The following is a 24,567-nucleotide window of genomic DNA, read 5'->3' as shown; positions in this document are numbered from 1 at the left end:
TACTAAATATTACACCGGAAGAGTTCCGCCGATCAGGATAACAACCAGCAAAGCCAAGATTGCATACAACTCAGGGAATACGGCCATTACCATCGTTGCGCCGAATACGTTATGACCAGCACCAACACCGGCAATACCGTTTGCACAAACTTCTGCCTGACGGATAGAAGAGAATAAACCAGCGAATCCTAATACCAGACCGGCACCGAATATAGCTGTTGCATTCAGCATCGTAATGCTTTCAACCAGGAATTTCTGCATCATGAAATAACCTACGAATCCGTACAAACCTTGTGAAGAAGGCAACGCACTCAATGCGATGTAAGTACCCAGTGCATCCGGGTTCTTCTTCATTGCTCCTACTACTGCGTTACCGCAGATTGTTACACCATAACTACTGCCGATAAAGGTTAAACCTGTCATCAACGCAATACCAAGATAAGCTAATAAAATTGGTTCCATAATGAAATTTGTTTGTTTAATTATTTTTTTGTTATTATTTAAATCACGTTTTGTTTATGCTTTTTTGAAAGGTTGGTAAGCCTTACCGCCACCTTCGAACTCTGCATTCTTGTAATACTCTACGAAGATCAGACGGAGCGGGTGAACCAGTGAACTGATGGTACACAGACCGATGTTGATCGCATGGCCGACCAAAAGGATCAGCAACATACAGATCACACGCAATACGATGTTCATACCTTCCGTCATATCCACAGCCAGCGAATTGAATACGCCACCCAGGATCGCACCGGTCAGGCCGATAGCGAACAGACGGATATAAGACAATGTATCACCCAGCAGTCCGGAAGCCATGTTATAGGTATTCCACAGACCTGTACCGAAGTTCAGGAAGATATTCTTACCCGGCGTATTGTAAAGGAAGGCTACCAGCAATCCCAGTCCGGCTATCACCAGGAAGATATTTTTCACTACTTCCGGTAACTGTACGTCCAGCATCGGCAAACCGAAAACAAGACATAATGCCAGGATAATGAATACCCATGCCAATGGTGCAATACCATATTTCTTGCCCTTCTGTGACATGATCTTCAGTGCTGCGATCGTCTTTCCGAACAGGATCTGTACCAATCCGATTATGATCGAGAACGTCATCAGATTGTCGCTCGAAACAAAATACTCTTTCACTGAAGCAAAAGCAGGTATGTCGACCAAAGCGATACCGAAAAACGAACCGGTAAGAGTTCCGACGATCAATGTCGCCAGTCCAAGATACTGGAACAAACTCAAATAAGGCTTGTAGTCCGGATTAACTTTCCGTTTCAGGATCGTACAGGCAATAATCATTAACAGTCCGTACCCACCATCTCCGAAACAAAGTCCGAAGAATAACATGAAGAACGGAGCAAAGAACGGTGTCGGGTCAAACTCTGCATAATTAGGCAAAGAGAACATTTTTGTGATCGGCTCGTATAGTTTGGCAAACTTCCCATTCTTTAACAGAATAGGTACTTTATCTCCCTCTTCTATTTCCAATGGCTGATAGAAGTAACCATCCTTTTCAAGCGTTTCCTCCATAGCAGGAGCCTTTTCCGTAGGTACCCAGCCTTCCAGCAACATCAACTTATCGCCTGCCTGACGATCGGTTTGCACAAGCACATTCGACAGATTGAACTCATTCTGCAAATTCTTGTCAAACAAATCGAGCGTATTATAATCAGATGCTGCCAGCTTTTTCATTTCAGCATCCAATACCTTCATTTCCTGCTTTAACAGGTCGAGACGTGCATTCAGTTTCTGCAATCCTCTGTCCGGCATCTTCGGACGTTCCGCATCTATGTCGATCGTCGTACCGACTTTCGTTATAGTAAGGAAATAAGTAACCGACTGGAAATTGTTGATCAATACGGCATTGTACTCATCACCCCATTTCGGTTCATATTTAGCCGTCGGGCAAGTCCAGAACGTAATATCATATCCAGCCTTCTTCAGACGATTGAAATTAGCCCAACTGAAATCACCCCAGATCTCCATATAAGCAATATCCTTTTCAAGGGATGCCTTGACAGATTGAAGCTGCACTTTCTTATCCTGCAATTCTTCGATCTTCTGGAGCAACTTCAGTCCTGCTTTCTTATCCAGTTCACGGGCCGGAGCCAACTGAAGGTCTTTCGTTCCTGAATTCAGGTTCTTGAAAAAGCGCATTAACAAGTTGACACGCTTACGTATAGCCAGTATATCCTGAAGTTCTGCATTATCGAGAATAGACTTGCCCTCTTTCACATGCACGACACCCAGTTCGCGCAATTGTGCCAGGAACGAATCATATTCCCTGTGATATACCATAAAGGCATATTTACTCATTTTTACTATCATACGCCAGCCTCCTCTTTTTGTTCTTTTGCTTTACGCTTTTCCTGGTTAGCCCGCATGATCTTCTGTGACGACTTGGAAAGACTTTCTTCGTCTTCCATAAATCGTTTCACCTTACGGATCGCATCTTTATAGCCGGGGATCTGTACCTTCTCAAAGAGGTTTACCTTCTGAGTGGTCTTCTTCCTGGCATGCTCCAATAACTCCAGCTTCATTCCCGAAAACTCGGCTTCTATCCCGGTACGCGCCAGCTTCTTCAGCAGCTCGACACCATCGGTAAACCAGGCAGGGGAATTAAAGAGACTGTAATGTCCGATCTCAAACTGAATCTCGTCCAATACAGGAACGATCACACCGGCAATCTTCTTCGTAGAGAGTGTCACATCCTTCACTGCAATCAGTTCGGGAGAGAACTCGTTCCACAAAGCCACCATGTTCTCGTAGCTCTGAATCTCTTTTTCCAGCTGAAGTTCCAATTTTGTCACTTCATCCTTGGTCCGCTTCACTTCGATACGCAACGCACTTTCCTTGCTTTTAATCGTAGGCAGGGAACGCTCGCGCATCTTCAGCTGCTTTTCCAATTGCTGAAGAGAGGTTTTATTATATTGAAACTTTATTGCCATATTATATCGTTTTTTAATTCCTTTCGGATGGAATTCCGGTTTCTTCCGAGAGAAATTCTTTTTTCATCCGAATGGAACGGTTTGCGGACCGTTCTTACTTTTTCCAGTATTTGTCTACCAACTCCTGCTTGATATTCACTTCCGCCGGTTTGAAATATTCGCCGAACAAGCCCCATGCCACGTCGAGCATTTCGGTTGTGTCGAGGTTTACGTCGATAGCCAACAGCTTTTCCGAATAATCCTTTGCAAAAGACAGTGTACGGTTGTCGTAGTCCGTCAGGTCGAAACCATTCTCCATCTTGGTCTTTGCATTGGCAGCATCGGCATACAGACGAACGGCAGCATTCATCACCTGCGGGTGATCTTCGCGTGTCTTCTTTCCTGTTACCAGCTGTTTCAAACGTGACAAGCTTCGGAACGGGTCGACGATTACTTTACCGACATCGCTATCACGGCGCAGATACAACTGGCCTTCGGTGATATAACCTGTATTATCAGGCACGGCGTGTGTGATATCGCCACCGGACAAAGTCGTTACCGCAATAATGGTAATGGAACCACCTGCCGGGAACTGTACCGCCTTTTCGTAGATCTTTGCCAAGTCGGAATAAAGTGAACCCGGCATAGAGTCTTTCGACGGGATCTGGTCCATACGGTTCGATACGATCGCCAGAGCATCCGCGTAGTTGGTCATGTCGGTCAACAACACCAGTACCTTTTCATTCTTTTGTACGGCGAAGTATTCAGCAGCCGACAGCGCCATATCCGGAATAAGGATACGTTCTACGGACGGGTCTTCGGTTGTATTGATGAAGCTCACGATACGATCGAGTGCACCGGCGTTGCTAAATGTATTTTTAAAGAACAGGTAGTCGTCGTTGGTCATACCCATACCGCCTAGGATGATCTTATCCGATTGGGCACGCAGGGCTACCATCGCCATCACCTGGTTGAACGGCTGGTCAGGATCGGCGAAGAACGGGATCTTTTGTCCGGTTACCAGCGTATTGTTCAGGTCGATACCGGCAATACCCGTAGCGATCAGTTCTGACGGCTGTTTACGGCGAACCGGGTTTACAGACGGGCCACCGATTTCCACTTCCGTTCCTTCCGGGATCGGACCACCATCGATCGGGTCGCCATACGCATTGAAGAAACGTCCGGCCAACTGGTCGCCTACTTTCAGTGTAGGCGCTTTGCCCATGAATACCACCTCGGCATTCGTACGGATACCTTCCGTACCGGAGAACACCTGCAGCGTAACCTCGTCGCCGATGATCTTTACCACCTGTGCCAGCTTGCCGTCTACGGAAGCCAGCTCGTCATACCCAACTCCCGTTGCCTTCAGCGAACAGGTAGCTTTCGTGATCTGGGTAATCTTCGTATATATTTTTTGAAATGCTTTTGTTGCCATACGTTCTGTTATTTTTCCATACGCTCTGCGAGCAGGGCGTCGAGTTGATCGTTGAACTTCTTAAACTGATCGCTTTCGTATTCGGAATAGTTCATCTGCTTGAAGATGTTGATCATCTGTTTGAAATATTCCATTACTTCGAGGAAGGTGTCGAAACGGAATTCCGCATGACAGATCTTCACCACCTTGTCCAGCATAAATTCCTGACGGGCCAGCGGTGTCACGGCATCGACCGTATCGAACGCATCCTGTTGCAGGATCACGAAGTCGATCAATTCCGATTTCCAGAAAGTAACATGGTATTCTACAGGTACACCGTCGTCACCCAGGATGTTGATCTGTTCGGCAATTTCCTTACCACGCAACATACGGGTCTTGATCTCGTTCACCTTATCGAGCCATTCCGGAGAGATGTGTTTAGCGATATATTCCTGAAATTCGGGATATTCCAGATATTTTGAATAACTGTCGATCGGGTTTACGGCCGGATAACGTTTACGGTCGGCACGTTCCTGCTCCAAAGCGTAGAAACAACGGGCTACCTTCTTCGTATTTTCCGTTACCGGTTCTTTCAGGTTACCACCGGCGGGTGATACTGTCCCGATAAAGGTTACTGAACCTGTCGCCCCATTATTCAAATGAACGAAACCTGCACGGGCATAGAAGTTAGCCACGATCGCAGACAAGTCCATCGGGAATGCATCGGGTCCCGGAAGTTCTTCCAGACGGTTAGACATCTCACGCAAAGCCTGTGCCCAACGGGAAGTAGAGTCCGCCATCAACAATACCTTCAGTCCCATGCTACGGTAATATTCAGCCAGAGTCATCGCCGTATATACGGATGCTTCACGGGCTGCCACAGGCATGTTTGAAGTATTGGCGATAATGATGGTACGTTCCATCAATTTACGTCCTGTATGCGGGTCGATCAGTTCGGGGAACTCGGTAAAGATTTCCACTACCTCATTCGCACGTTCACCGCAGGCAGCGATGATCACGATATCGGCTTCCGCCTGTTTGGAGATAGCGTGTTGAAGCACTGTCTTACCTGTACCGAACGGGCCGGGGATAAATCCTGTACCGCCTTCGACGATCGGGTTTACCGTATCGATTGTACGAACACCTGTTTCCAGCAATTTGTATGGACGCGGTTTTTCTTTATAACAAGTGATGGCTCTCTTTACCGGCCAGCGCTGTATCATATTAATATCGATATCCTTACCATCTTCGTCTGTCAATACAGCGATCGTCTGGTTGATGGTATATTGTCCGGCTTCCACCAGGCTCTTTACAGTATAAGTGCCTTTAAACGTGAAAGGGACCATGATCTTGTGAGGCTGGAAGTTTTCATCCACTTCGCCCAACCAGTCACCGGCAGTCACTGTATCGCCTACCTTCGCCAGCGGCTTGTAATCCCACAATTTATCGTTATCGAGTGCAAATGTATATTCACCACGTTTCAGGAACACGCCGTCCATTTTATCCAGGTCATTCTGCAAACCGTCGTAGTTACGCGACAGCATACCCGGCCCCAATGTCACTTCAAGCATGTGCCCTTCAAACTTGGCTTCGTCACCTACACGCATCCCACGTGTACTTTCAAATACCTGTACAAAGGCATCTTTCCCTATTACTTTAATAACTTCCGCCATCAGCTTTACGCCTCCTACGGAAATGTAACAGATTTCATTTTGAGAAACCGGCCCATCCACCTCGACGGTTACCAGGTTGGATACGATTCCTCTAACAATTCCTTTCGTAGCCATAATTATTTATTATTGTTTCTTTTAAATTCTTCCAACGCATTATCACTTCCCTTCTTCATCGCTCCTACTATTTCGCGGAAAGTCTTCTCGCCTGTCACCCTATCCAGAGTAACCCAGCGTTCGATCATTTCCAGTTTCAGCAAGTAGGCGAACACACTTTCGATATCGAAAGTCTTGAAGAACGTATTATCGTCCAGCCATTTCCATTTCAGCAAATCCACTTTCTTTTCGCGGGCCATCAGGTCAGGCTCTTCAGCAATGCGTTGCAGATCGGGCAGATAGTCTACCGCATCTCCCAATCCGAAATCACGGGCATTGGAAGTACGGATAGCCTCGGCTACCTCGTTGTTTCCCACTATATATTCTGCTTTATCAAATCCATACTTGCGGCAGGTTATGGCGGTCAGCATGTTATTGATATTGAGGTTCAGTTCAAACCAGTTACGGATGAAACCGTTGCTGCATTTCATCGCATAGTCGTAATAAAGGGCTGCCAGACGGTCTTCCCAGGAGATCGTTAGCTTTTCCTCTTTCTTCTGGCTATCCAGATACTGTTTGAAGAACTCTATGAAATAAGGAGGAATCTGTTTGTTCTTAGGCGGCTTCTCGCCATCCTTCAAAGCATCGAACAGACTTTTGTACTCGTCGTATGTTATACTTCCCTTTTCATCCGGGTCACTGTCCGGACGCTGTGAGAAACTAAGCAGGTTCTTATTATCGAATTTGAGGAAAAACAAGTCTACCAGCTTCTTATCACGGGATGTAAGAATACCGTCCAACTCCTTTCTGAATTCAGAAACGGAATAGGTCAGCTTACTATCATCCAATGATATATTAGGGAGTCCGGCAATCAGACAGTAGTATTTACTCATATCAGAACAACATTTCTACCAGCCCGGGACGCAGGAATTCTTTAAAGAATGCAACAAACTCGTCTTCCCCGAAACTTACTTTATAGGATCCGTCGGCAGGAATAATGGTAAAATCGGCTTTCTTTCCGCTTACTTTTTCTATTTTCACGCCACCGTCGAGCAACGATTTGGCATTTGCTTCAAAATATTTGGTTAATGCATCCGCATCGGCTGTCTGGATAGTGATCGCTTCTTTCTTAGCCCATTCCTTAGCCATTTCAAGGATCACCTTCTGCATAAATGCAGTGTCAGAAACGATCGCTTTCACATTCGAGGAAGTAATCTTTCCGGTTATAAGGTTTACCACTTCGCTCTTCAGCGCTTCTACAGCCTGGGTAGCGAATAACTTCAGTTCGGCTTCTGTATTCTTTTTCAGTTCGGCAGCCTGTTTTTGCGCTGCTGCTACAATACGTTTTGCTTCCGCTTCCGCCTCGCTAACAATCGCTTGTTTCTGAGCATTCGCATCGGCAATGATCCGTCCAGCTTCTTCGTTCCCCTTCTCTACTCCTTCTTTGTAGATCTTGTCGGTCAGTTCCTGAATCTTTGTATCCATTTCTATATATATTTATTAAATTGTATTTTTCCCTAATATTAAACGCCTACAAAGTTATTCTTTTCTGTGAATAAACATTGAAATAAATGCAAAATCAAGCTAAAAAATAAAACGCTATAATTTAATTTTTAATTTTGTTCGTCTAAAACTAGCATAATATGTTCTCAATCAGAAAAGCAACGACAGAAGACTGTCTGTTAATCAGAAACTTGGCATCCCAAATATGGGAGCCGACCTATGGTTCTATCCTCTCCCGCGAGCAACTCGACTATATGTTCGAGATGATGTATGCCCCGGAAAGTATTCTCAATCAGATGAATGAACTTCATCACGAGTTCTTCATCATCAGCAAAGACGGTGAACCATCCGGATATCTCTCCATCGAAACGGTTGAAAAAGACCTGTACGAATTCCAGAAAATCTATTCGCTCCCTTCTTTGCATGGTTCGGGTATCGGACGTTTTATCATCGAACAAGGCGTCGCTTACCTGAAAAGTATTCATCCGGGATCATTCACCGTCGAACTGAATGTAAACCGCGAAAACCCGGCTCTCGGTTTTTATAAGCATATGGGGTTCCATGAACATGCGACACGTGATTTTCATATCGGCAACGGCTACTACATGAATGACTACATTATGCGGATGGAGGTGGCAAACTAAGATAAGAGACCGGTAATCCAATTTATTTGATTATATTCGTAACCAACAATTTAATACTTAAATACCATGAAACACTTTATCCGTATTTTATGTCTTTTGGTTTGTATGGCGGCTACCGGTATGCTCAAGGCAAACGCAAGTCCGCTGGACAGCATTATCCCCACCCGTGGACTGGCTATTGCTGCCCCTTCTGTTCAAAAAATGGATCTCTTCCTGAAATTTATAGAGGAAGAACTGGCTCCGGGGCATTTCAACCTGCTTATCTTACGGGTGGATTGGAACTATGCCTATAAATCTCATCCGGAATTAAGCGATCCTAACCCGCTTACGCTTCAGGATGTAAAACGGATTGCCGCCACCTGCCGGAAACATAACATACGGATAGCCCCGCAGATCAATCTGCTCGGTCATCAGTCATGGGCGGAAACGACCTATGCCCTGCTTCGTGTATATCCCGAATTTGACGAGACACCACATGTGGACACAAAAAACTATACCGGATGGCCTAACCCGGACGGATTATATTGTAAGAGTTATTGTCCTCTTCATCCGGATGTTCATAAAATAGTATTTGCTTTGGTAGACGAACTGACCGATGCTTTTGAAACAAATTTGTTTCATGCCGGTATGGATGAAGTTTTTTACATAGGTGACGATAAATGTCCCCGTTGCAATGGCCGGGACAAAGCCGAATTATATGCTGGAGAAGTGACCAAAATACAGAATCACCTGGCTCAACAGGGAAAGCGCCTGATGATCTGGGGTGACCGCCTGATAGATGGAAAAACGACGGGTATAGGGGCCTGGGAAGCCAGTATGAACAATACATACCGTGCTATCGACCTGATACCGAAAGAGGTATTCATCTGCGACTGGCATTATGAACGGCCGGAACAAACTGCCGTGTATTTTGCCATGAAAGGATTCGATGTCGCTACCTGTCCCTGGCGTAAACCGGAAGTAGCATTGAAGCAGGTGGACGATATGGTCCGCTTCCGTCAAAATTCGGGTAAACAGATGCGCGACCGCTTTCAGGGTATTATCGAAACGGTATGGTCGGGAGCCGACGGCTTTTTGGAAAACTATTATAAACCGGCAGACTCTTCAACGGAAATATCGGAAGCAGCAACGATTAAAAAGTTAATCGAGACTTATAAAACAATGAGTAAATAAAAATTTGCTCAAAAAGAAAGGGACTTTGAATTCAAAGTCCCTTTTACATATAATTAGTTGGTATTTTACAATAAGTTCGAAGCTAATTCAGACAACTGACTTCTCTCCCCTTTCACCAGGTTTACATGAGCGAACAGGTCCTGCCCTTTCATCTTATCCACCATATAAGCCAAGCCATTACTCTGGGCATCCAGATACGGCGAGTCGATCTGCTGGATATCACCGGTAAAGACCATTTTCGTTCCTTCTCCGGCACGGGTGATGATCGTCTTGATCTCGTGCGGTGTCAGGTTCTGTGCTTCATCGATGATACAGAATGTTTCTGACAAACTACGGCCGCGGATAAAAGCCAAAGCCTCAATAACCAACTGATTATTCTTCTGCAGGTCATCAATCTTGCGGACATCCTGGCTTCCGGGTGCAAACTGGTTCTTTATAACATTCAGGTTATCGAACAATGGCTGCATATACGGAGCCACTTTCTGCTTCTCATCACCCGGCAGGAATCCGATATCCTTATTTGCCAATGCAACGATCGGACGGGCCAGTAATATCTGTTTGTATACCCCAGCCTGTTTAAGCGCAGCGGCCAGTGCCAATAATGTTTTTCCTGTTCCCGCTTTTCCGGTCAGGCCGACCAGTTTTACATCGGGATCATTCAATATTTCAAAGGCAAAACTCTGTTCCGCATTACGGGGTTGTATGCCATAATTAGATATCTTTTCTACCTTCTTTATCTTTCCGGTAAACGGATTATAACGAGCTAAAACAGAAGCACGTACACTCTTCAATATAAAGCATTCGTTCGGCTCCAGTTTCGACTTGAATTCAAACATATCCGCATCGAGTCCGTCGGGTGTTGAATAGATCTTGTCAATCAAATCAGGCTCTATATTTTCATAGGTGTCCTGTGCCCGTTCGAAGATATCGACATTGATCACTTTATCAGTGATATAATCTTCTACCTGAATACCCAACGCACGGGCTTTCATACGCAGATTGACATCTTTCGTAACGAGGATAGTCTGTATTTTCGGAGTCTTTTCTGCAACGGAAAGTGTGCAGGAAAGGATACGGTGGTCAGGCGTCTTCTCCGGGAAAGACAGTGCAATCTTCTCCTGGTATTTATCACCGGTTACCACATGTAATGTTCCTAGACCAGGACCTAACGAGGCACCTTTCAGAAAGAGATCATTGCTGGTCAGCAGATCCAACTCGCGCACAAATTCACGGGCATTATAATTAATCTGGTCGCTCCCCTTTTTAAACTTATCCAACTCTTCCAACACGACGATAGGAAGATAGATATCATTCTCCTGAAAATTTTCGATACACTTGTAGTCATGCAAGATAACGTTCGTATCCAATACAAAATTCTTCTTTGCTCCCATGATCATTTCGATTTAATGATTATCGCTTCTAAGTTAAAAACATTTTTGATACTTATTTAGTTTAAAAGGTAAAATAAAGTTGAATGACTAATTTATTCCGTATTCGGGCTAATAGCACAAAACCCTACTTATCGAAACATAGGTGTTTTATCATCAAAACATATATGGTTTGCGAACAAAACACCTATGTCGTGAAAACGGAAGAATCAGGATTAGTTCCGTCAGTTTTCAAAAAACAGAAAATCCCTATATTATATAATCTTTATATATAAATACTTCTTATTATATTAAAGAGGAAAGTGTTAACAGCAAATAGAGCCCCAATACAAACATACTGTTAACAGCCATATATCAACATATAACGCGAATATAATGCGTATAACACGACAAATACTAAAAAATGTAAACAAAAAAAACTCCGAATTTAGATCCACAAACTGCTTTTATCTGCCATTATCTGTTCCTATCTGTCCTTATCTGTTTCTAAGTGTTTTTTTTATTCAACCAGATATGTATCTTTGCCTCGAAGAAAATTAACAAAACAATAAATCTAACATCTATGATCTTAAGTACTAAAAAACTCAAACTCATTTCTCTGTTTCTATTAACAGCAACTTTGTCGTTCGGGCAGAGCAACACTTCGGCCTTATTACCCTTGCCGAACCACATCGAGCAGGTTACAGGTAAGAAGAACTTTACAGTCACTCCGCAAACAGTAGTGAAAACAAATTTGCCCAAGCAGGCATTCTGTTTGTTCGAACTGCAACGTATATTGAGAGACAGAGTCGGCCAAAGCGCTATTATGGGAGGCTTTCAGGCAAGCGGAAACTCCGTGATCGAACTTTGGACAGAGCCTGCTATAAAAGGGGAAGAACATTACATGATCGAGATTTCGGAAAGCAAACTTTCCATCAAAGGAAGTACACAGAAAGCTCTTTTCTACGGGTTGAAGACGCTGGACCAGATATTACTGGGCGATGTATGCAATACGGCGAATAAGCAGATCGCTCCTATCCGTATCGACGATGAACCTCGCTATGGTTACCGTGCCTTAATGCTCGATCCGGCACGCCATTTCCTGCCTCTTGAAGATGTTAAATTTTACATCGACCAGATGGCAAAATACAAATACAACATCCTGCAATTACACCTGACAGACGATCAGGGCTGGCGTGTCGAAATAAAGGCACACCCGGGACTGACAGAGATCGGTGCTTTCCGTAATCCGAAAACAGGTCCGAACGGGCCGGATAATGGTTTTTATACGCAGGAACAATTAAAAGAACTGGTCCGTTACGCTGCCGACCGGAATATAGAGATCATACCGGAATTGGATATTCCCGGCCATACGGTAGCCGTACTGGCGACTTATCCGGAACTGGGCTGTACACACACGGATACCATTCAGAAAGAAATGGGTAAGACAGTCGATCTGATGCTCTGTGCCAATAATGAGAAAGTATATTCCGTTTACGATGATATTATCAAGGAAATAGCAGCTATATTCCCGTCATCCAAAATTCATTTGGGCGGTGACGAGGCTGTTATTGAAAAGAACTGGACCAAATGCGATCATTGCCAATCGTTAATGAAACAATTGGGATATACCCAAGAATCTCAGCTTATGAACTATTTCTTCGATAAGATACTGGCTTCCGTACGCAAATATGGCAAGGAGCCTATGCTGTGGTGCGAACTGGACAATATTCGCATGCCGGCTAACGAGTATCTGTTCGACTATCCGAAAGATGTTACACTGGTCACCTGGCGTGCCGGATTGACACCCAAATGTATCGAGCTGACAGCTAAACACGGGAATTCGTTGATCATGGCTCCCGGAGAATATGCTTATCTGGATTACCCGCAACTGAAAGGCGATCTTCCGGAGTTCAATAACTGGGGAATGCCTGTTACCACTTTGGAAACCTGCTATCAATTTGATCCGGGTTACGGGCTTCCCGCAGCACAGCAAGCACATATCCTCGGTATATCCGGTACGTTATGGGGAGAAGCAATGAAAGATATCAATCGGATAACTTACATGACTTACCCGCGTGGTCTGGCATTAGCAGAAGCCGGATGGACACAGATGGAGCATCGCAGCTGGGATTCGTTCAAAGAACGGATGTATCCGAACCTGATGAATCTGATGAAACAGGGCGTATTCGTGAGAGTGCCGTTTGAAATCGTTCCCAGAAGATAACATACAATATTTCCGGACGCAGACAAATGCCGAGCACGCAGAGGAAAAGTCTGCATCCGGAAATTATTACTATCTGCAAAACAATGAAATCAATAATGGAACACAAATCTCCAGTACAATTCCGTGAATGATGGCAATCGGAATGATATTCTTCCCGGAATAACGACTGATGACCGGCAGACAGACATCCATCGAATTAATACCCGCAACAGACACCGGAGCAAATTTTCCAAATAAAGACGCATAGACCGGCGCACCGAACAAAGCCATCATCTCTCTGATAATATTCGCCAGCAGGGCAATAGTCCCGAGCTGTGTCGCAATCTCTATTCCCGCAGAGGCTTCCTTAAACTGCACAATCAGTAAGGAAGATAAAGAATAGTAAGCAAATCCGCTTCCTACCGCCATGCAATCATACACATTCCAGGTTTTCAGCAGGATACTTGCCATCGCGGAAAAAAGTAAAGTACCCGCTATAGTAAAGAGTGGTAATAAAAGGTTGGATATCCGTACATTCCGTAACATGGTTCCCATCTCTCCGTTTGAACCGAGATTCAATCCCACCTGAATAATCAGCGCATACAATAACCAAGTCGGAAGTTTGGCACAGTAACCGGCCAACTCATCTCCTCCTAACATGCCACAAAGTATCCCTATAAAAAAGCAGGCTATCACGATCAGATTACTTTTCATCATTCCCCCCTTTCCCCGATAATACTTTAAAAGCCAGATAAGAAGCTAGCAAACTCCCCAGTACGCCACAAACAGCCAGCAGGGCTGCCTGCAAACCAAAATCTCCTATATTATCGACCAACGTTTTGTTCGCTCCTATCGTAACACCAAACACGAACAACATGATAAAAATGGTATAAGATATTGTATTTTCCAATCTTTTCAAACTATGGATATGACGGAACAGGTAACCCATACCTATCCCTACACATAATAGGCATAAAATGACAAACATATGTATAATCAATTTACACGCGGAGGATACACTTCTCCCGCGATACGTTAATAAAATAAATGATTGTTATAAAACGGTCTCCGGAAACATCCGGAAAAAGAAAGGAAAATAACTTAGATAAAACCACTAAACCAATGGACATGCACAACATGAATACCACACATCACGAGGGCATTCTGTCTTTTTAAATTATTTGTATAAACTTCATTCATATTCAATGCTCTGTCCTAATTTGGGTGCAAAAGTAATAATAAAATAACAAATTATCAAATTGATATGTTTTTGTCATTGCTGTATAGGGTCTTTTCTTTGTTTAGCTATCAAAATAACACATTTCGGCTATCAGGGTAATATTCATCTGGTATAAATATTACTCTGATAGCCGAAAAAATATTCTGAAAGGACGACTACTTACCGAACCGGGATGTATCTACTTTATCATGCTTTTTAGTTTTATAACCACCGAACTTCCAGATAAAGGAAACCGTCACACAACGTGTATCGTCAATCTTCGTCAGGCGGCTATATTGGTTTGCCTGGTTGATCTCAATCTTTTTCGGGATATTACTCCGGAAGATATTATCACATTTCAGGAGAACTGTCGCTTTATCATTGGCGAACTGCCATTTCAAACCGGCTGAAACGTTATAAACGGAACCCAGGTCGTAGATACCCTGCACTGCTCCTGTTATATAATAACCATTCAAATCCAGCTTCAGGTTCGGACGCGATTTGGAAAGCGTGAATGTATTATTCAGAAAGAATTGCCCCAGATATTTACTGTTATCAAAAGAAATATCATTGAAATGATCCAGTTTCTGACGCATCCTGATTCCCTGTGCCGTAAACTGGCTATTCATAAACTCACCAATACGGAACGGAATAACAGCCCCTATTCCTGCCGTTAAATTATAATCCATATTCTCATACCGGAACACATTTTTCAGTTCCGTAGAACTTTGATAAGGCAACTGGGCAAAGTAATCCGGTTCGTACTGTGCGAAAACCATAAAGGTATATTTCTGTTTCAGGATATAGAGGAATTGCCCTTCATACGAACGATAAGGCTTCAGAGCTGGATTACCCATCACGACAGAGTAAGAGTTTATGGGTGTTATCTGCGGTGTTATTTCCCAATAAGAAGGATAGGTTTTGTCGCTGTTCACGTTTAACTGCAAAATATGTTGCGGTGTAAAAACATAACTCAAAGAAGCATTCGGAAAAAATGTCCAGTCATTCCAGAGAGTCGATTTACTCCCGTTTGAATTATAATCCGACCTGAAATACTCCCCTTTCAATGAAGCGGTTGCCGAAAAATGCTCTCCGAAATCCTTGGACACTTCCGCAAAGAGATTGCCCGTGTATTCCTTTTGCGTATTATTTTCCAGTAAATCCGGCTCTGGTTCATACCCATTACCTTTATTATATAGATAATCGATATAAGTTTTCGAGGAAGTGTAGCCACCGTGGACACCGTAGTTCAGTGTCCATCCGGTGGCAAAAGTGTGTGTATGGTTGGCAAATAGTGCCCATTGTGAAATATTCTGCTTGGAATTATTCTGCATATCCGTCAACGTTTCCTGTCCGCGGTTTTCCAAAAAGTTCTGGAAAGACGGAGAACTATAACGTGTAAAATCCATTCCGGCAGTTATACCCGTATGACCGTCATATTGCACACGGATATTATGTAAAGTTACTTTATCCTCTCCGGTTGTCCGGCTGAAACGTTGGTCACTTGTCTCCGCATCCTGCAGTACGGAAAAAGAAGTTTCTGCTACACGATTCTTTTTTATATTATTGCCGCCCAAAGTATATGCAGCAGATAACTTATCTTCGTTCTTCAATTTATAGTCTACGCCTAACCGCATGTCTCCGCTGTTTATACGGCCATTGCCACGGCCTGACTGATAAACTTCCGTCACACTATTCTCCAGGGTGTGTCTTGCTATAATATTTTCCCCTTCAAAATATCGTCCTTTCTCTCCGTTTACCAGAAAATCGACAGTCAGGTTAGATGTAGAATATAAGAGGTTCGCATGTGCCTTACCTGTTGCAAAATGTTTCTGTAGATAATCAACACCGGCTTCACCCTGTAAAGCTGTTCCTTCTGTCGATCCTTTATCTAATATAACGTTAATAACAGCTCCTTTAATATTGTATTTTGCAGGGGCATTATACATAACCTCTACATTTTTTACCCGCGAAGAAGGAATACTCTTCAACATCGTGATCAACTGGTCCGGCGACATCGTCGTCAACTGTCCGTTCAGGATAATTCTCGGAGCCCCCGCCCCCAGCAATTGAATCTCGTCTGCACCGCCGATAATACCGGGTAATTGTTTTACCGCCTCAAAAGCATTACTCACTGATTTATCTTTCATCAGTTGCGGAACATCATATTTCAATGCGCCATTCTCCACTTTGACCTTCGGACGTTCGGCTTTTACCACCACTCCGTCCAACTCATAATCTTTAGTTGTCAGACGAATCGTTCCGGCATCCGCCTGTGAAATCTCCTGCTGGAAAGGTTCGTATAAGAGATGTTGGAAGAGAAGCCGGTAAGCCTGATCAGCTGCCCGGTTCAGGTTAAACAGTCCGAGACTATCGGTCACCACAGCATCCACATAAACAGAATCCAATGTCTGAAGTACGACAGCTACGCCATCTACCGGAATATTATCCGTATCGGTTACCTTTCCGTGAATCGTATTTTGAGCGATCAACATCCCATTACCGGTAACCAGCAAAAACATCATGTAGTAAAGTATTCGTTTCATATCTATCGATCTTATTAGTTTCTCATTGCAAAGGAAAGAAGTTACAATGAGAAACTGTGTTACCGTTGGCTTATGAAGTGTTATTTAGTCTTACCGTCGAATGCAAAACGGCATCCAGTAAAAGGCTGCGGATAAGTAAAGGGCTTTTGTTAGTTATGAAGAAAAAAGGAATCTTTAGTATAAGAAAAAAAGGCCATCTCAAATTTTGAGACAGCCTCTCCTTATGTATTGTCTGTAGAGAAGGAGTGATTTTTTAATCGTTGCTTTCCATATTCGGAGCGATCTCCTGCATATCTAAAGAACCGGTCAGTTCTTTATTATATTCCTTAAGTAAATCAATATCATGCATATCATTGATATCTAGTATTTCACGGATCAATTCAACTTTACCATTTTCCAATTCAGTGTTAGGTATCATACTTTTTGTCGTTTTAGATTGTTTAATATTGTTTTATCTTTCATCTAACAATACAAATTTCACATTGTTCACATGTGTAATGTCTTTTTTCGAAACTGATTTCCGGATCGATTGATATTCATAAAAACAAAAAAGGTGATCATCATGAATAGATAACCACCTTCCCTTATAACTGAAATAAAATTTTATTTAGCTGCTTCGACAGAAACTTTTCTAAATTCTTTCAGTAACTTCTCAAGTTCCAGAGAAGCTTTGCGAGCACGTGTACCTGCTGCCTTGTTTCCGTTTTCAACCTGCAAATTAGCATTTGTACTAAATTCTCCAATTGCTACATTGATTCTTTCTACTAACTCTTTCATTTTACTTTTGATTATTTTTTATTATTAAATCGAAGCACAAAAATATAAATAATTATATCATGGGCAACAAAAAATCAACAAAACATATCAATTAAAACGATGAATATTATAAATGTGCCATATATTGACATAACTAATTATATGACAATCAGAACACAGGAAATTGAAGTACTACTTTTTATATGTATCTCCCTTTTTAAGCAAAAAAGCAGACTATCCCTTATTTTTGATAGTCCGCTTTTATATCATAGCCTTTATTTAATTTTTCATGCATGCATTACCAACAACGGCGTATCGGTGTGGAATAACATCTTACGCGCAATGGACGGATTGAACATACGTGCCAGGATATTCCGGCGATAGGTGCTTAAAGCGATCACATCGATCTGTTCATCACGGACAAATTTTTCAATAGCAAGTAATAAATCACCGTCAGCCAGTACGGAATAAGTGATATTTGCGTCCGGATACTGTTTCTGGAAATACTCGCGGACACCTGTTAAACGTATTTCATTCCATTCATTCTTACTGGTCGATATATTGAACAAATGGATCTGAATATCATATCCTTTTACTATTTCCATGAACTCGTCGAAAGCGACCAGGTCACGCTGGTTGAAAGAGGTAGCGAATGCGATATTCTTAGCTTCACTCAGGTCATTGAAACGTACATTTTCAGGTATAGCCAAAACCGGGACTTTATTGACCTCAATCACTTCACCTGTCACACTACCGATCAGATCCATATCTTTCTGGCTCTTTCCACGCGTACCCATGACAATAAGCGTTGGATGATATTCCTTACAATAAGCCAGAATTTCTTCTTCGGGCAAACCTTCCCGTAATACATAATTATATTTAACCTTCGGCAGTTCACCGGACTGTATCTTCCGGTTGATCAATGTACAGATATTTTCCATATCGATCTGCACACGTTTCAATACGTTCTGCACGGATTCTTCTTCATTCACCTGGTAAGCCAGTGTGTCTCCCATAGGAATTGCCGATGGAAAATAGGGGCTGAAATAAGCATGCATGATCATGACTTCCGCTCCGGCATGATAGGCATAGTTGATTCCCAACTCACAAGCCTTAATGGAGTAATCGGAAAAATCGACAGGGATCAGGATCTTCTTTACCTGTGGGGTTGTTGCTTCTTCAGGAGTATCTTCACTCAGCCATTTACTGTCCTCTATAATGCGCAAGGCATGGGGCAGATCGCTCTCTTTGATTCTCACACGTACACCTGCCGATACAACCGGCTGGATCTGATTGACATTGTGTATGTAAACTTCAATTCCTTCCGTTTCAAGTATTGTTTTCAGGATTTGTGCTTTCTCGAACGTGTGAATAGCTAATGTTACTAATTTATCTTCCATACTCGTGTGTTTTTATAGATTAAACAATCTGAAAATGGTAAATGCTACCTATAATAAAAAAATCCCACAGCGTTTTTGTTCAGTCAGCTATGGGATTTTTTATGTACTGTAAATTTCTTTACGCTTGTTGTGCTTCCGATACGCCTTCTGCTTCTGCCAGTATCTGTAAAGCACGTTCAAATATTGTTGTATCATCTAATACTACCAAACCGCCATCAGGACCCGGTTCGATGTGTATCCCACAGCTTTTACCATCTTTATAATTATATCCACCAAAATAATTACGGACAGTTTCAACTGATAAACCTAACTCATCTGCTATGCGATGAGTACTACCGTCAGGCAGACGGTCTTTAATTCTGCGCAATTCATTAAAAGTGATTGTCTTTGTCATGGTGTTCCTTTATTTTGAAGGTTAATACTTCGGTTAATTATTTATGGCACTAACTTAAGCAATATATATCAGAGGCACAAATTATTTAGTTAAATTTAGCTTGAAAACAAACATGCTTTACGACATGTACCGAATCTCTGCTATAATTAACTTTATCTTAACCAGCCAGCTAAGGGAACATTAAAGATTGCGATCAGCAAGGTCGTGATAAATATGGCATAAACAATAACACGCTTGCGTTTATCCGAATAGATTGCACTGACTTCTCCGTTCGACCCTGTAACAACCGGATGTACTTTTACATACAACCAATACACCAGCCCACCGAAGAAGACACCGGCTATAGCACCCGGCACGATATCTGAAATAAAATGAACTCCCAGATAAACGCGGGTATAAGCAGTAAGGACAGCCCAAAGGAAGATGGTCCATGTAAATAACCTGTAACGGAAAAGCAACGACATATAGGTTGCAAAACCAAACGCATTCGCCGCATGGCTGGAGATAAAACCATATTTTCCTCCCCGGTAACCGAAAACGGTTTTTACCTGATCCATGAAGTCCGGATGATGAGTCGGACGGAAGCGGGTAAAAATAGGTTTACACACATGAGACGCAAACTGGTCACAAAGAGTAACTACAAGTACTATGGCTAACAAAATCAGAATAGATTCTCTCCATTTCTTTTTATACAGCAGTACGATCAATATAAAAGCGGCTAACGGCAGCCAAACCGTCTTTCCTGAAAATATCCACATAAAGCGGTCAAGAAAAGGGGAATCGCTGCCGTTAAGCATGAAGAACAAATCCCGTTCGTAAACTAATATTTTTTCTACCATCAGATTGTTTCAATATCTTTTGTCGGCATCCAACCAACGTTTCCATCTTCTAAAGCTATTTCACTCCAGTCGCCTAACGTACTTTTTACTAAGACTTTGGTTCCTTCATGCAAGACGAACAAATCTGTTCCGCTAGCATCAGGCGAACTTTTTACAGTTACAGTCGGAGCAAAAACAATAGCATGAGTACGGTTTACCAACTCGTTTTTCTGGTTTCTGGCAAAGATATTCGAGATGATCACACAGATTAAAAGCAGTACTCCTATATAGAAACCTACTTTCTTCAGGCGAATCTGTCTTGAAAAGAAAAACAGGATCAGACAACCGATAAATAAGATAAAGCAAACAATTCCCGTTTTAGCCCATGAATCGGCTGCTCCCATATTCTGAACGGCGTCAAACCATCTGGCCAGGAAGAAACCGTCGACAGGTTCAATCTTGTCTACTGTCTTCTGGCGTGCCATCTGCAAGTTGAAACGGACATCACTGTCACCCGGATCGAGCACCAGTGCCCTTTCATAGTTCAAAATGGCAGAAGATATCTTACCGGCTTTATAATAGGCGTTTCCCAGATTATAATATATCTCCGGCGAATCGCCATTACTTTTCAGTACCCCTTCATATAGTTCGATTGCTTTTCCGTAATCTTCTTTAGTATATGCAGCTTCTGCTTCCTTGATCGCTGCATCCTGCGCATAAGCACTTAATGCCAGACACTGAATCAATAGAAAAAACAATATTTTTTTCATCTTTATACTTGTCTTCATTTTATTGCTTTTTAATTGTATTCTCCATCTTACCAATGGCATCTACGGTTAACTCATACAATTTATCCATAGCATCCGAAGCCTGCGCCGGTGCATAACGGGCAAACTCGCAGGTATTCAGAATATCCATAAACTCATTTATCAATGTTTCGTCCACTCCATATCTGGTCAACTCTGTTTCCACATTATCTTTGGTAAGGCTCGCCTGAGATATATTGAGTTTATCGCTCAGATATCCCCATAAAGCCCGGAGAACTTCGTCGTAAAACTCTTCTTTCTTGTTTTCCTTCATCAGCTTACCGGCATTCTTCAATCTCTTTACAGCGATCTTATTAGCCTTCTTGGTACGAACCAGGGCAATGTTGGAATTTTCCTTTACCTGCTTACGGTAAATGAAGAAGAAGACAATAAATAGAATTGCCGGAACGAGATAACACATGTAATACATGAACGAACCAAAGAAGATATCGTTGTTGGCAACAAAATTGAAGTCTTTTACTTTGAGGAAACGAATATCTTTACCCAGATACTTCACGCTTTCTTTGTTGCTGAAGTTTGAAACGACCGGTGAATTGCTGCTTCCTCCCTCACCCTGCTCTACATGCAGCTTATAAGGTTCTGATTTCAACGTTTTATAAGTTGCCGATTTCGGATCGAAATAAGAGAAAGAGATAGCCGGTATTTCAAAATCTCCGGCATAACGTGGAATAGCCATGTATTCGATTGTCTTGCTTCCGCTTACTCCTGCTGTTGTCGTTTTGAGATCTGTCTCAATCTTCGGTTCGAAGGTATCGAAATCATTCGGAAAAACCACTTCCGGACTCTTTATCAGTTTGATATTTCCATTACCGGAAATCTTCAATTTGATCGTGACTGCATCATTCGTTTTTACATTATTGGAATTAATGTCCGATGTCATGGTGAAGTTTCCTACTGCACCTGTGAATGATGCCGGCTTACCGGACGGCAATGATTTCACGTCGATCGTAGCAGGACTTGAAACCAGGACTTTCCTTACATTAGTATAAGCATCTTCAAACTCATCGAAGATACTACGTATTTTCCGTTCGGTCGGGATACGGATAATAGCATCGAATTTCCCACTTTCGATAGTCAGCTTTCCGGAACGCTGCGGATAAAGAACCGTTTGCTTTAAAACAACCGTAAAATAATTACGACCATTATAATGATCTTGTGTCCACTGGGGATTCGGCTGTTCTATCTCCTGTGCCAGAAAACCTTCGAACTCAGGAAATTTTGCATTTTCCAATCCGCACATACGTGCAGCATATAATTTGAACGTTACCAAGAAACCTTCCTGCTCGTACACATTGCGGTTAGAAATTTCCATTCTGACAAAATAGTCATCTTTTCCAATAGAAGCAGACTGTCCGGAATTATCCCCCCCACTCGCTTCAGAAGCCTTATCCGGCGGAAGAACTTTAACACTTACCGCATTGGATGTATAATTGGCCCCTTTTACTTTTATGGATGCCGCTCCGATATTGAATGTACCTTCCTTTTTAGGCATCAGAATATAAGTAAACGTGAATGCCGTTTCAGATGATACACTCCCGTTAATGATCTGAGTACTCATACTACTGGAAGTAGAAGGTCCCATCAAGACATCAAAATCCGCAAGTTCAGGAATACGAAGGTCGCTGGCCTTCGCTTCCGCATTCACGGTGTACGCTAATCTGAATTGTTGCCCCATCACCACAGCATTCGGAGCGACAGCTTTAAAGGTCACATCAGCGGCCTGTGCCATCATCCCGGCTGTTAGAAAGAGAACGAATAAGAAAGCTAATTTTCTCATTATATTGTTGTTTTTTCTGTTTCTGTATCTATTACCACTCTTTATCTGTTTTACGACGCTGTTGCTGTTGTGCCTGTGCCTTCTTTACCTTTTCCTGCGTATTCTTTTCGTCCTGCAGGAATGCATCCAACATCTGCTGAGCGTTGTCCTGACTCATCTGTTCATTTTGCTGTTGTTCTTGCTGAGTCTTATTTTCTTTCTTGTCATCCTGCTGCTGTTGCTGCTGGTCTTGTTGCTGTTGATCATCCTTATTTTCCTGATCTTCCTTTTTATCCTCATTCTGCTGATCCTGGTTTTGATCCTGGTCCTGATTTTGTTGATTCTCAAGCAACTTCTGAGCCAATGCCAGGTTATAACGTGTCTCGTCATCCAGCGGATTCAAACGCAAAGACTGTTTGAAAGCTTCTACGCTCTTGGCGTACTCTTTACTTTGCATGCTGATATCGCCCAAATTATGGAATACACTGGCAAGACGGGCTTTCCCTTCTTCTGTTTCGACCATCTTCTCAGCCTGACCGGTCAACAGCTGATATTGCTCGGCTGCCTCCGGGAACTTTTTCTGCTTGTATAAAGCATTTCCCAAATTATAAGTACCTTCAACAGAACGGGGATTTACATCCAGACTTTTACGGTAAGCGATTTCGGATTCGGTGAACTTTTCGCTGCTGTACAACTTGTTCCCTTCCCGTACATTCTTACGTTCAGCCTTCTGGGCAAACACCGCTCCTGAGCAAAACAGGAACGCTCCCATCCATATCATTGATTTTCGTATATGTCTCATCTTATCCATTGAATTAAGAGAACAATTTTACTTTTCTGAAAATACGATTCTTCCTGTCTAATGTGAGGAAGTCTGCGATCAACAGGATCAATGCGATCCATGCCAGTGTCTGAAATTGTTCGTTATATTCGGAATAGACTTTGCTGTCGAGTTCCGATTTATTCATCTTCTCTATCTCTTTCTGCAATGCCTTCAATGCTGAATTGGTATTGTCTGCACGTACATACATTCCTTTACCTGCTGCTGCAATCTCCTGGCACATCTGTTCGTTCAACTTGGTAATAACCACATTGCCGTCTTTATCTTTCATGTAGTTATTGGCTCCGGCTACAGGGATCGGCGTACCTTTCGGGTCACCCATACCCACAATATTTACATGAATATTTTTTTCTGCGGCAGCGGCAGCTGCTTTTACAGCATCATCTTCATGGTTCTCACCATCAGTGATCAGGATAATTGTTTTATCCGACGTTTCGCTGGGAGTAAATGAACGCATAGCCAGGTTGATAGCCGATCCGATTGCCGTACCTTGCGTCGAAACCATCGACGGGTTGATAGAGGAAAGGAACATCTTGGCCGAAATATAATCGGAAGTGATCGGTAACTGGGTGAAAGCATCACCGGCAAAAACGATCAATCCCATTTTATCATCCTTAAAACCATCCGTCAGTTTCGACAGCATCTGTTTAGCCTTATCCAAACGATTGGGCGAAACATCTTCTGCCAACATGGAGTTAGAAACGTCCAGACAGACCATAATCTCCACGCCCTGCCGTTTTACGGTTTCCAACTTGGAGCCGAACTGAGGTCCGGCAATAACAAAGATAACCATTGTAATGGCTCCGAACAATAGCCAAAACTTCAGATGCTGACGCTTGGGAGAAACCTCCGGCATCAACTCTGCCAACAATTCGGGATTACCATATTTCTTTATTGCTTTTTTCTTCAGGATCATCGCATATACATAGAATGCAATGAGTACCGGAAGGATGAAAAGCAAGTACAAAAAGTCCGGATGTGCAAAACGAAACATAAGCCTT

The 24,567-nt window shown here is 42.8% G+C and carries 23 protein-coding genes; 3 read left to right on the top strand and 20 right to left on the bottom strand.

The features are described from left to right. Positions 1-9: 9 nt before the first annotated feature. From DWX23_RS01530 to DWX23_RS01500, 7 genes are all read right to left on the bottom strand, one after another. Positions 10-462 carry a hypothetical protein gene (locus DWX23_RS01530; RefSeq protein ID WP_007656321.1) on the bottom strand — a complete coding sequence of 151 codons (453 nt, stop codon included), beginning with the start codon at positions 460-462 and terminating at the stop codon, positions 10-12. Between the two features lie 54 nt (positions 463-516). Continuing rightward, on the bottom strand, positions 517-2,337 hold the full coding sequence (locus DWX23_RS01525; RefSeq protein WP_122373142.1) for a V-type ATP synthase subunit I: 1,821 nt from the start codon (positions 2,335-2,337) through the stop codon (positions 517-519). Then, positions 2,334-2,957 carry a V-type ATP synthase subunit D gene (locus DWX23_RS01520; protein WP_075557595.1) on the bottom strand — a complete coding sequence of 208 codons (624 nt, stop codon included), beginning with the start codon at positions 2,955-2,957 and terminating at the stop codon, positions 2,334-2,336. Before DWX23_RS01520 ends, DWX23_RS01525 begins: the two co-directional genes overlap by 4 nt. A 94-nt stretch (positions 2,958-3,051) precedes the next feature. Further along, positions 3,052-4,371, bottom strand: coding sequence for a V-type ATP synthase subunit B (locus tag DWX23_RS01515; protein WP_075557596.1), 1,320 nt, complete (start codon positions 4,369-4,371; stop codon positions 3,052-3,054). Positions 4,372-4,379: 8 nt separating this feature from the next. Next, positions 4,380-6,137 (bottom strand): V-type ATP synthase subunit A, encoded by a 1,758-nt coding sequence (locus DWX23_RS01510; RefSeq protein WP_122373141.1) that lies wholly within the window; start codon positions 6,135-6,137, stop codon positions 4,380-4,382. 2 nt (positions 6,138-6,139) lie between these two features. Next, positions 6,140-7,009: a DUF2764 domain-containing protein gene (locus tag DWX23_RS01505; protein WP_122373140.1), complete on the bottom strand. Its 870-nt coding sequence runs from the start codon at positions 7,007-7,009 to the stop codon at positions 6,140-6,142. 1 nt (position 7,010) lies between these two features. Continuing rightward, positions 7,011-7,601, bottom strand: coding sequence for a hypothetical protein (locus DWX23_RS01500; protein WP_122354516.1), 591 nt, complete (start codon positions 7,599-7,601; stop codon positions 7,011-7,013). 158 nt (positions 7,602-7,759) lie between these two features. On the opposite strand from DWX23_RS01500, the gene DWX23_RS01495 reads away from it, so the two are divergent. Further along, a complete protein-coding gene (locus tag DWX23_RS01495; protein WP_122354517.1) occupies positions 7,760-8,263 on the top strand; it encodes a GNAT family N-acetyltransferase in 504 nt (167 codons plus the stop codon). A 105-nt stretch (positions 8,264-8,368) separates the two neighbouring features. Continuing rightward, positions 8,369-9,436: a family 20 glycosylhydrolase gene (locus tag DWX23_RS01490; RefSeq protein ID WP_370450051.1), complete on the top strand. Its 1,068-nt coding sequence runs from the start codon at positions 8,369-8,371 to the stop codon at positions 9,434-9,436. 65 nt (positions 9,437-9,501) lie between these two features. Here DWX23_RS01490 and DWX23_RS01485 read toward each other — a convergent pair whose 3' ends face one another. Continuing rightward, on the bottom strand, positions 9,502-10,827 hold the full coding sequence (locus DWX23_RS01485) for a PhoH family protein (RefSeq protein ID WP_122373474.1): 1,326 nt from the start codon (positions 10,825-10,827) through the stop codon (positions 9,502-9,504). 559 nt (positions 10,828-11,386) lie between these two features. Here DWX23_RS01485 and DWX23_RS01480 point away from each other — a divergent pair. Beyond that, positions 11,387-13,030 (top strand): beta-N-acetylhexosaminidase, encoded by a 1,644-nt coding sequence (locus DWX23_RS01480; protein WP_122373138.1) that lies wholly within the window; start codon positions 11,387-11,389, stop codon positions 13,028-13,030. Between the two features lie 69 nt (positions 13,031-13,099). Here the strand turns inward: DWX23_RS01480 and DWX23_RS01475 are convergent, their stop codons facing one another. The 12 genes from DWX23_RS01475 to DWX23_RS01425 form a co-directional block, all read right to left on the bottom strand. Beyond that, positions 13,100-13,723, bottom strand: coding sequence for a lysine exporter LysO family protein (locus DWX23_RS01475; protein WP_122357277.1), 624 nt, complete (start codon positions 13,721-13,723; stop codon positions 13,100-13,102). Further along, complete coding sequence (locus tag DWX23_RS01470) at positions 13,713-13,997, bottom strand: LysO family transporter (protein WP_122373137.1); 285 nt, start codon at positions 13,995-13,997, stop codon at positions 13,713-13,715. Before DWX23_RS01470 ends, DWX23_RS01475 begins: the two co-directional genes overlap by 11 nt. 407 nt (positions 13,998-14,404) lie before the next feature. Then, positions 14,405-16,774, bottom strand: a complete 2,370-nt coding sequence (locus DWX23_RS01465) for an outer membrane beta-barrel family protein (protein ID WP_122373136.1) — start codon at positions 16,772-16,774, stop codon at positions 14,405-14,407. Positions 16,775-17,027: 253 nt separating this feature from the next. Further along, a complete protein-coding gene (locus DWX23_RS24935) occupies positions 17,028-17,192 on the bottom strand; it encodes a hypothetical protein (RefSeq protein ID WP_183671589.1) in 165 nt (54 codons plus the stop codon). A 185-nt stretch (positions 17,193-17,377) separates the two neighbouring features. Continuing rightward, positions 17,378-17,551 carry a histone H1 gene (locus DWX23_RS01460; RefSeq protein WP_122357252.1) on the bottom strand — a complete coding sequence of 58 codons (174 nt, stop codon included), beginning with the start codon at positions 17,549-17,551 and terminating at the stop codon, positions 17,378-17,380. Positions 17,552-17,817: 266 nt separating this feature from the next. Continuing rightward, positions 17,818-18,930, bottom strand: coding sequence for a universal stress protein (locus tag DWX23_RS01455; protein WP_122357253.1), 1,113 nt, complete (start codon positions 18,928-18,930; stop codon positions 17,818-17,820). A gap of 118 nt (positions 18,931-19,048) precedes the next feature. Further along, a complete protein-coding gene (locus tag DWX23_RS01450) occupies positions 19,049-19,324 on the bottom strand; it encodes a DNA-binding protein (RefSeq protein WP_122357254.1) in 276 nt (91 codons plus the stop codon). Between the two features lie 152 nt (positions 19,325-19,476). Continuing rightward, positions 19,477-20,163: a phosphatase PAP2 family protein gene (locus tag DWX23_RS01445; protein ID WP_122373135.1), complete on the bottom strand. Its 687-nt coding sequence runs from the start codon at positions 20,161-20,163 to the stop codon at positions 19,477-19,479. Next, on the bottom strand, positions 20,163-20,930 hold the full coding sequence (locus tag DWX23_RS01440) for a tetratricopeptide repeat protein (RefSeq protein ID WP_122357256.1): 768 nt from the start codon (positions 20,928-20,930) through the stop codon (positions 20,163-20,165). Before DWX23_RS01440 ends, DWX23_RS01445 begins: the two co-directional genes overlap by 1 nt. A 1-nt stretch (position 20,931) precedes the next feature. Continuing rightward, a complete protein-coding gene (locus DWX23_RS01435) occupies positions 20,932-22,746 on the bottom strand; it encodes a BatD family protein (RefSeq protein ID WP_122357257.1) in 1,815 nt (604 codons plus the stop codon). 31 nt (positions 22,747-22,777) lie between these two features. Then, positions 22,778-23,527, bottom strand: a complete 750-nt coding sequence (locus DWX23_RS01430) for a tetratricopeptide repeat protein (RefSeq protein WP_199673193.1) — start codon at positions 23,525-23,527, stop codon at positions 22,778-22,780. 13 nt (positions 23,528-23,540) lie between these two features. Beyond that, complete coding sequence (locus DWX23_RS01425) at positions 23,541-24,560, bottom strand: VWA domain-containing protein (RefSeq protein WP_122357259.1); 1,020 nt, start codon at positions 24,558-24,560, stop codon at positions 23,541-23,543. Positions 24,561-24,567 lie beyond the last annotated feature (7 nt).

The organism is Parabacteroides sp. AF18-52 (assembly GCF_003479145.1).
Taxonomy (GTDB): domain Bacteria; phylum Bacteroidota; class Bacteroidia; order Bacteroidales; family Tannerellaceae; genus Parabacteroides; species Parabacteroides faecis.
Note: the sequence above shows the minus strand (reverse complement) of the source record. Positions and strands in the feature narration are given on the sequence as shown.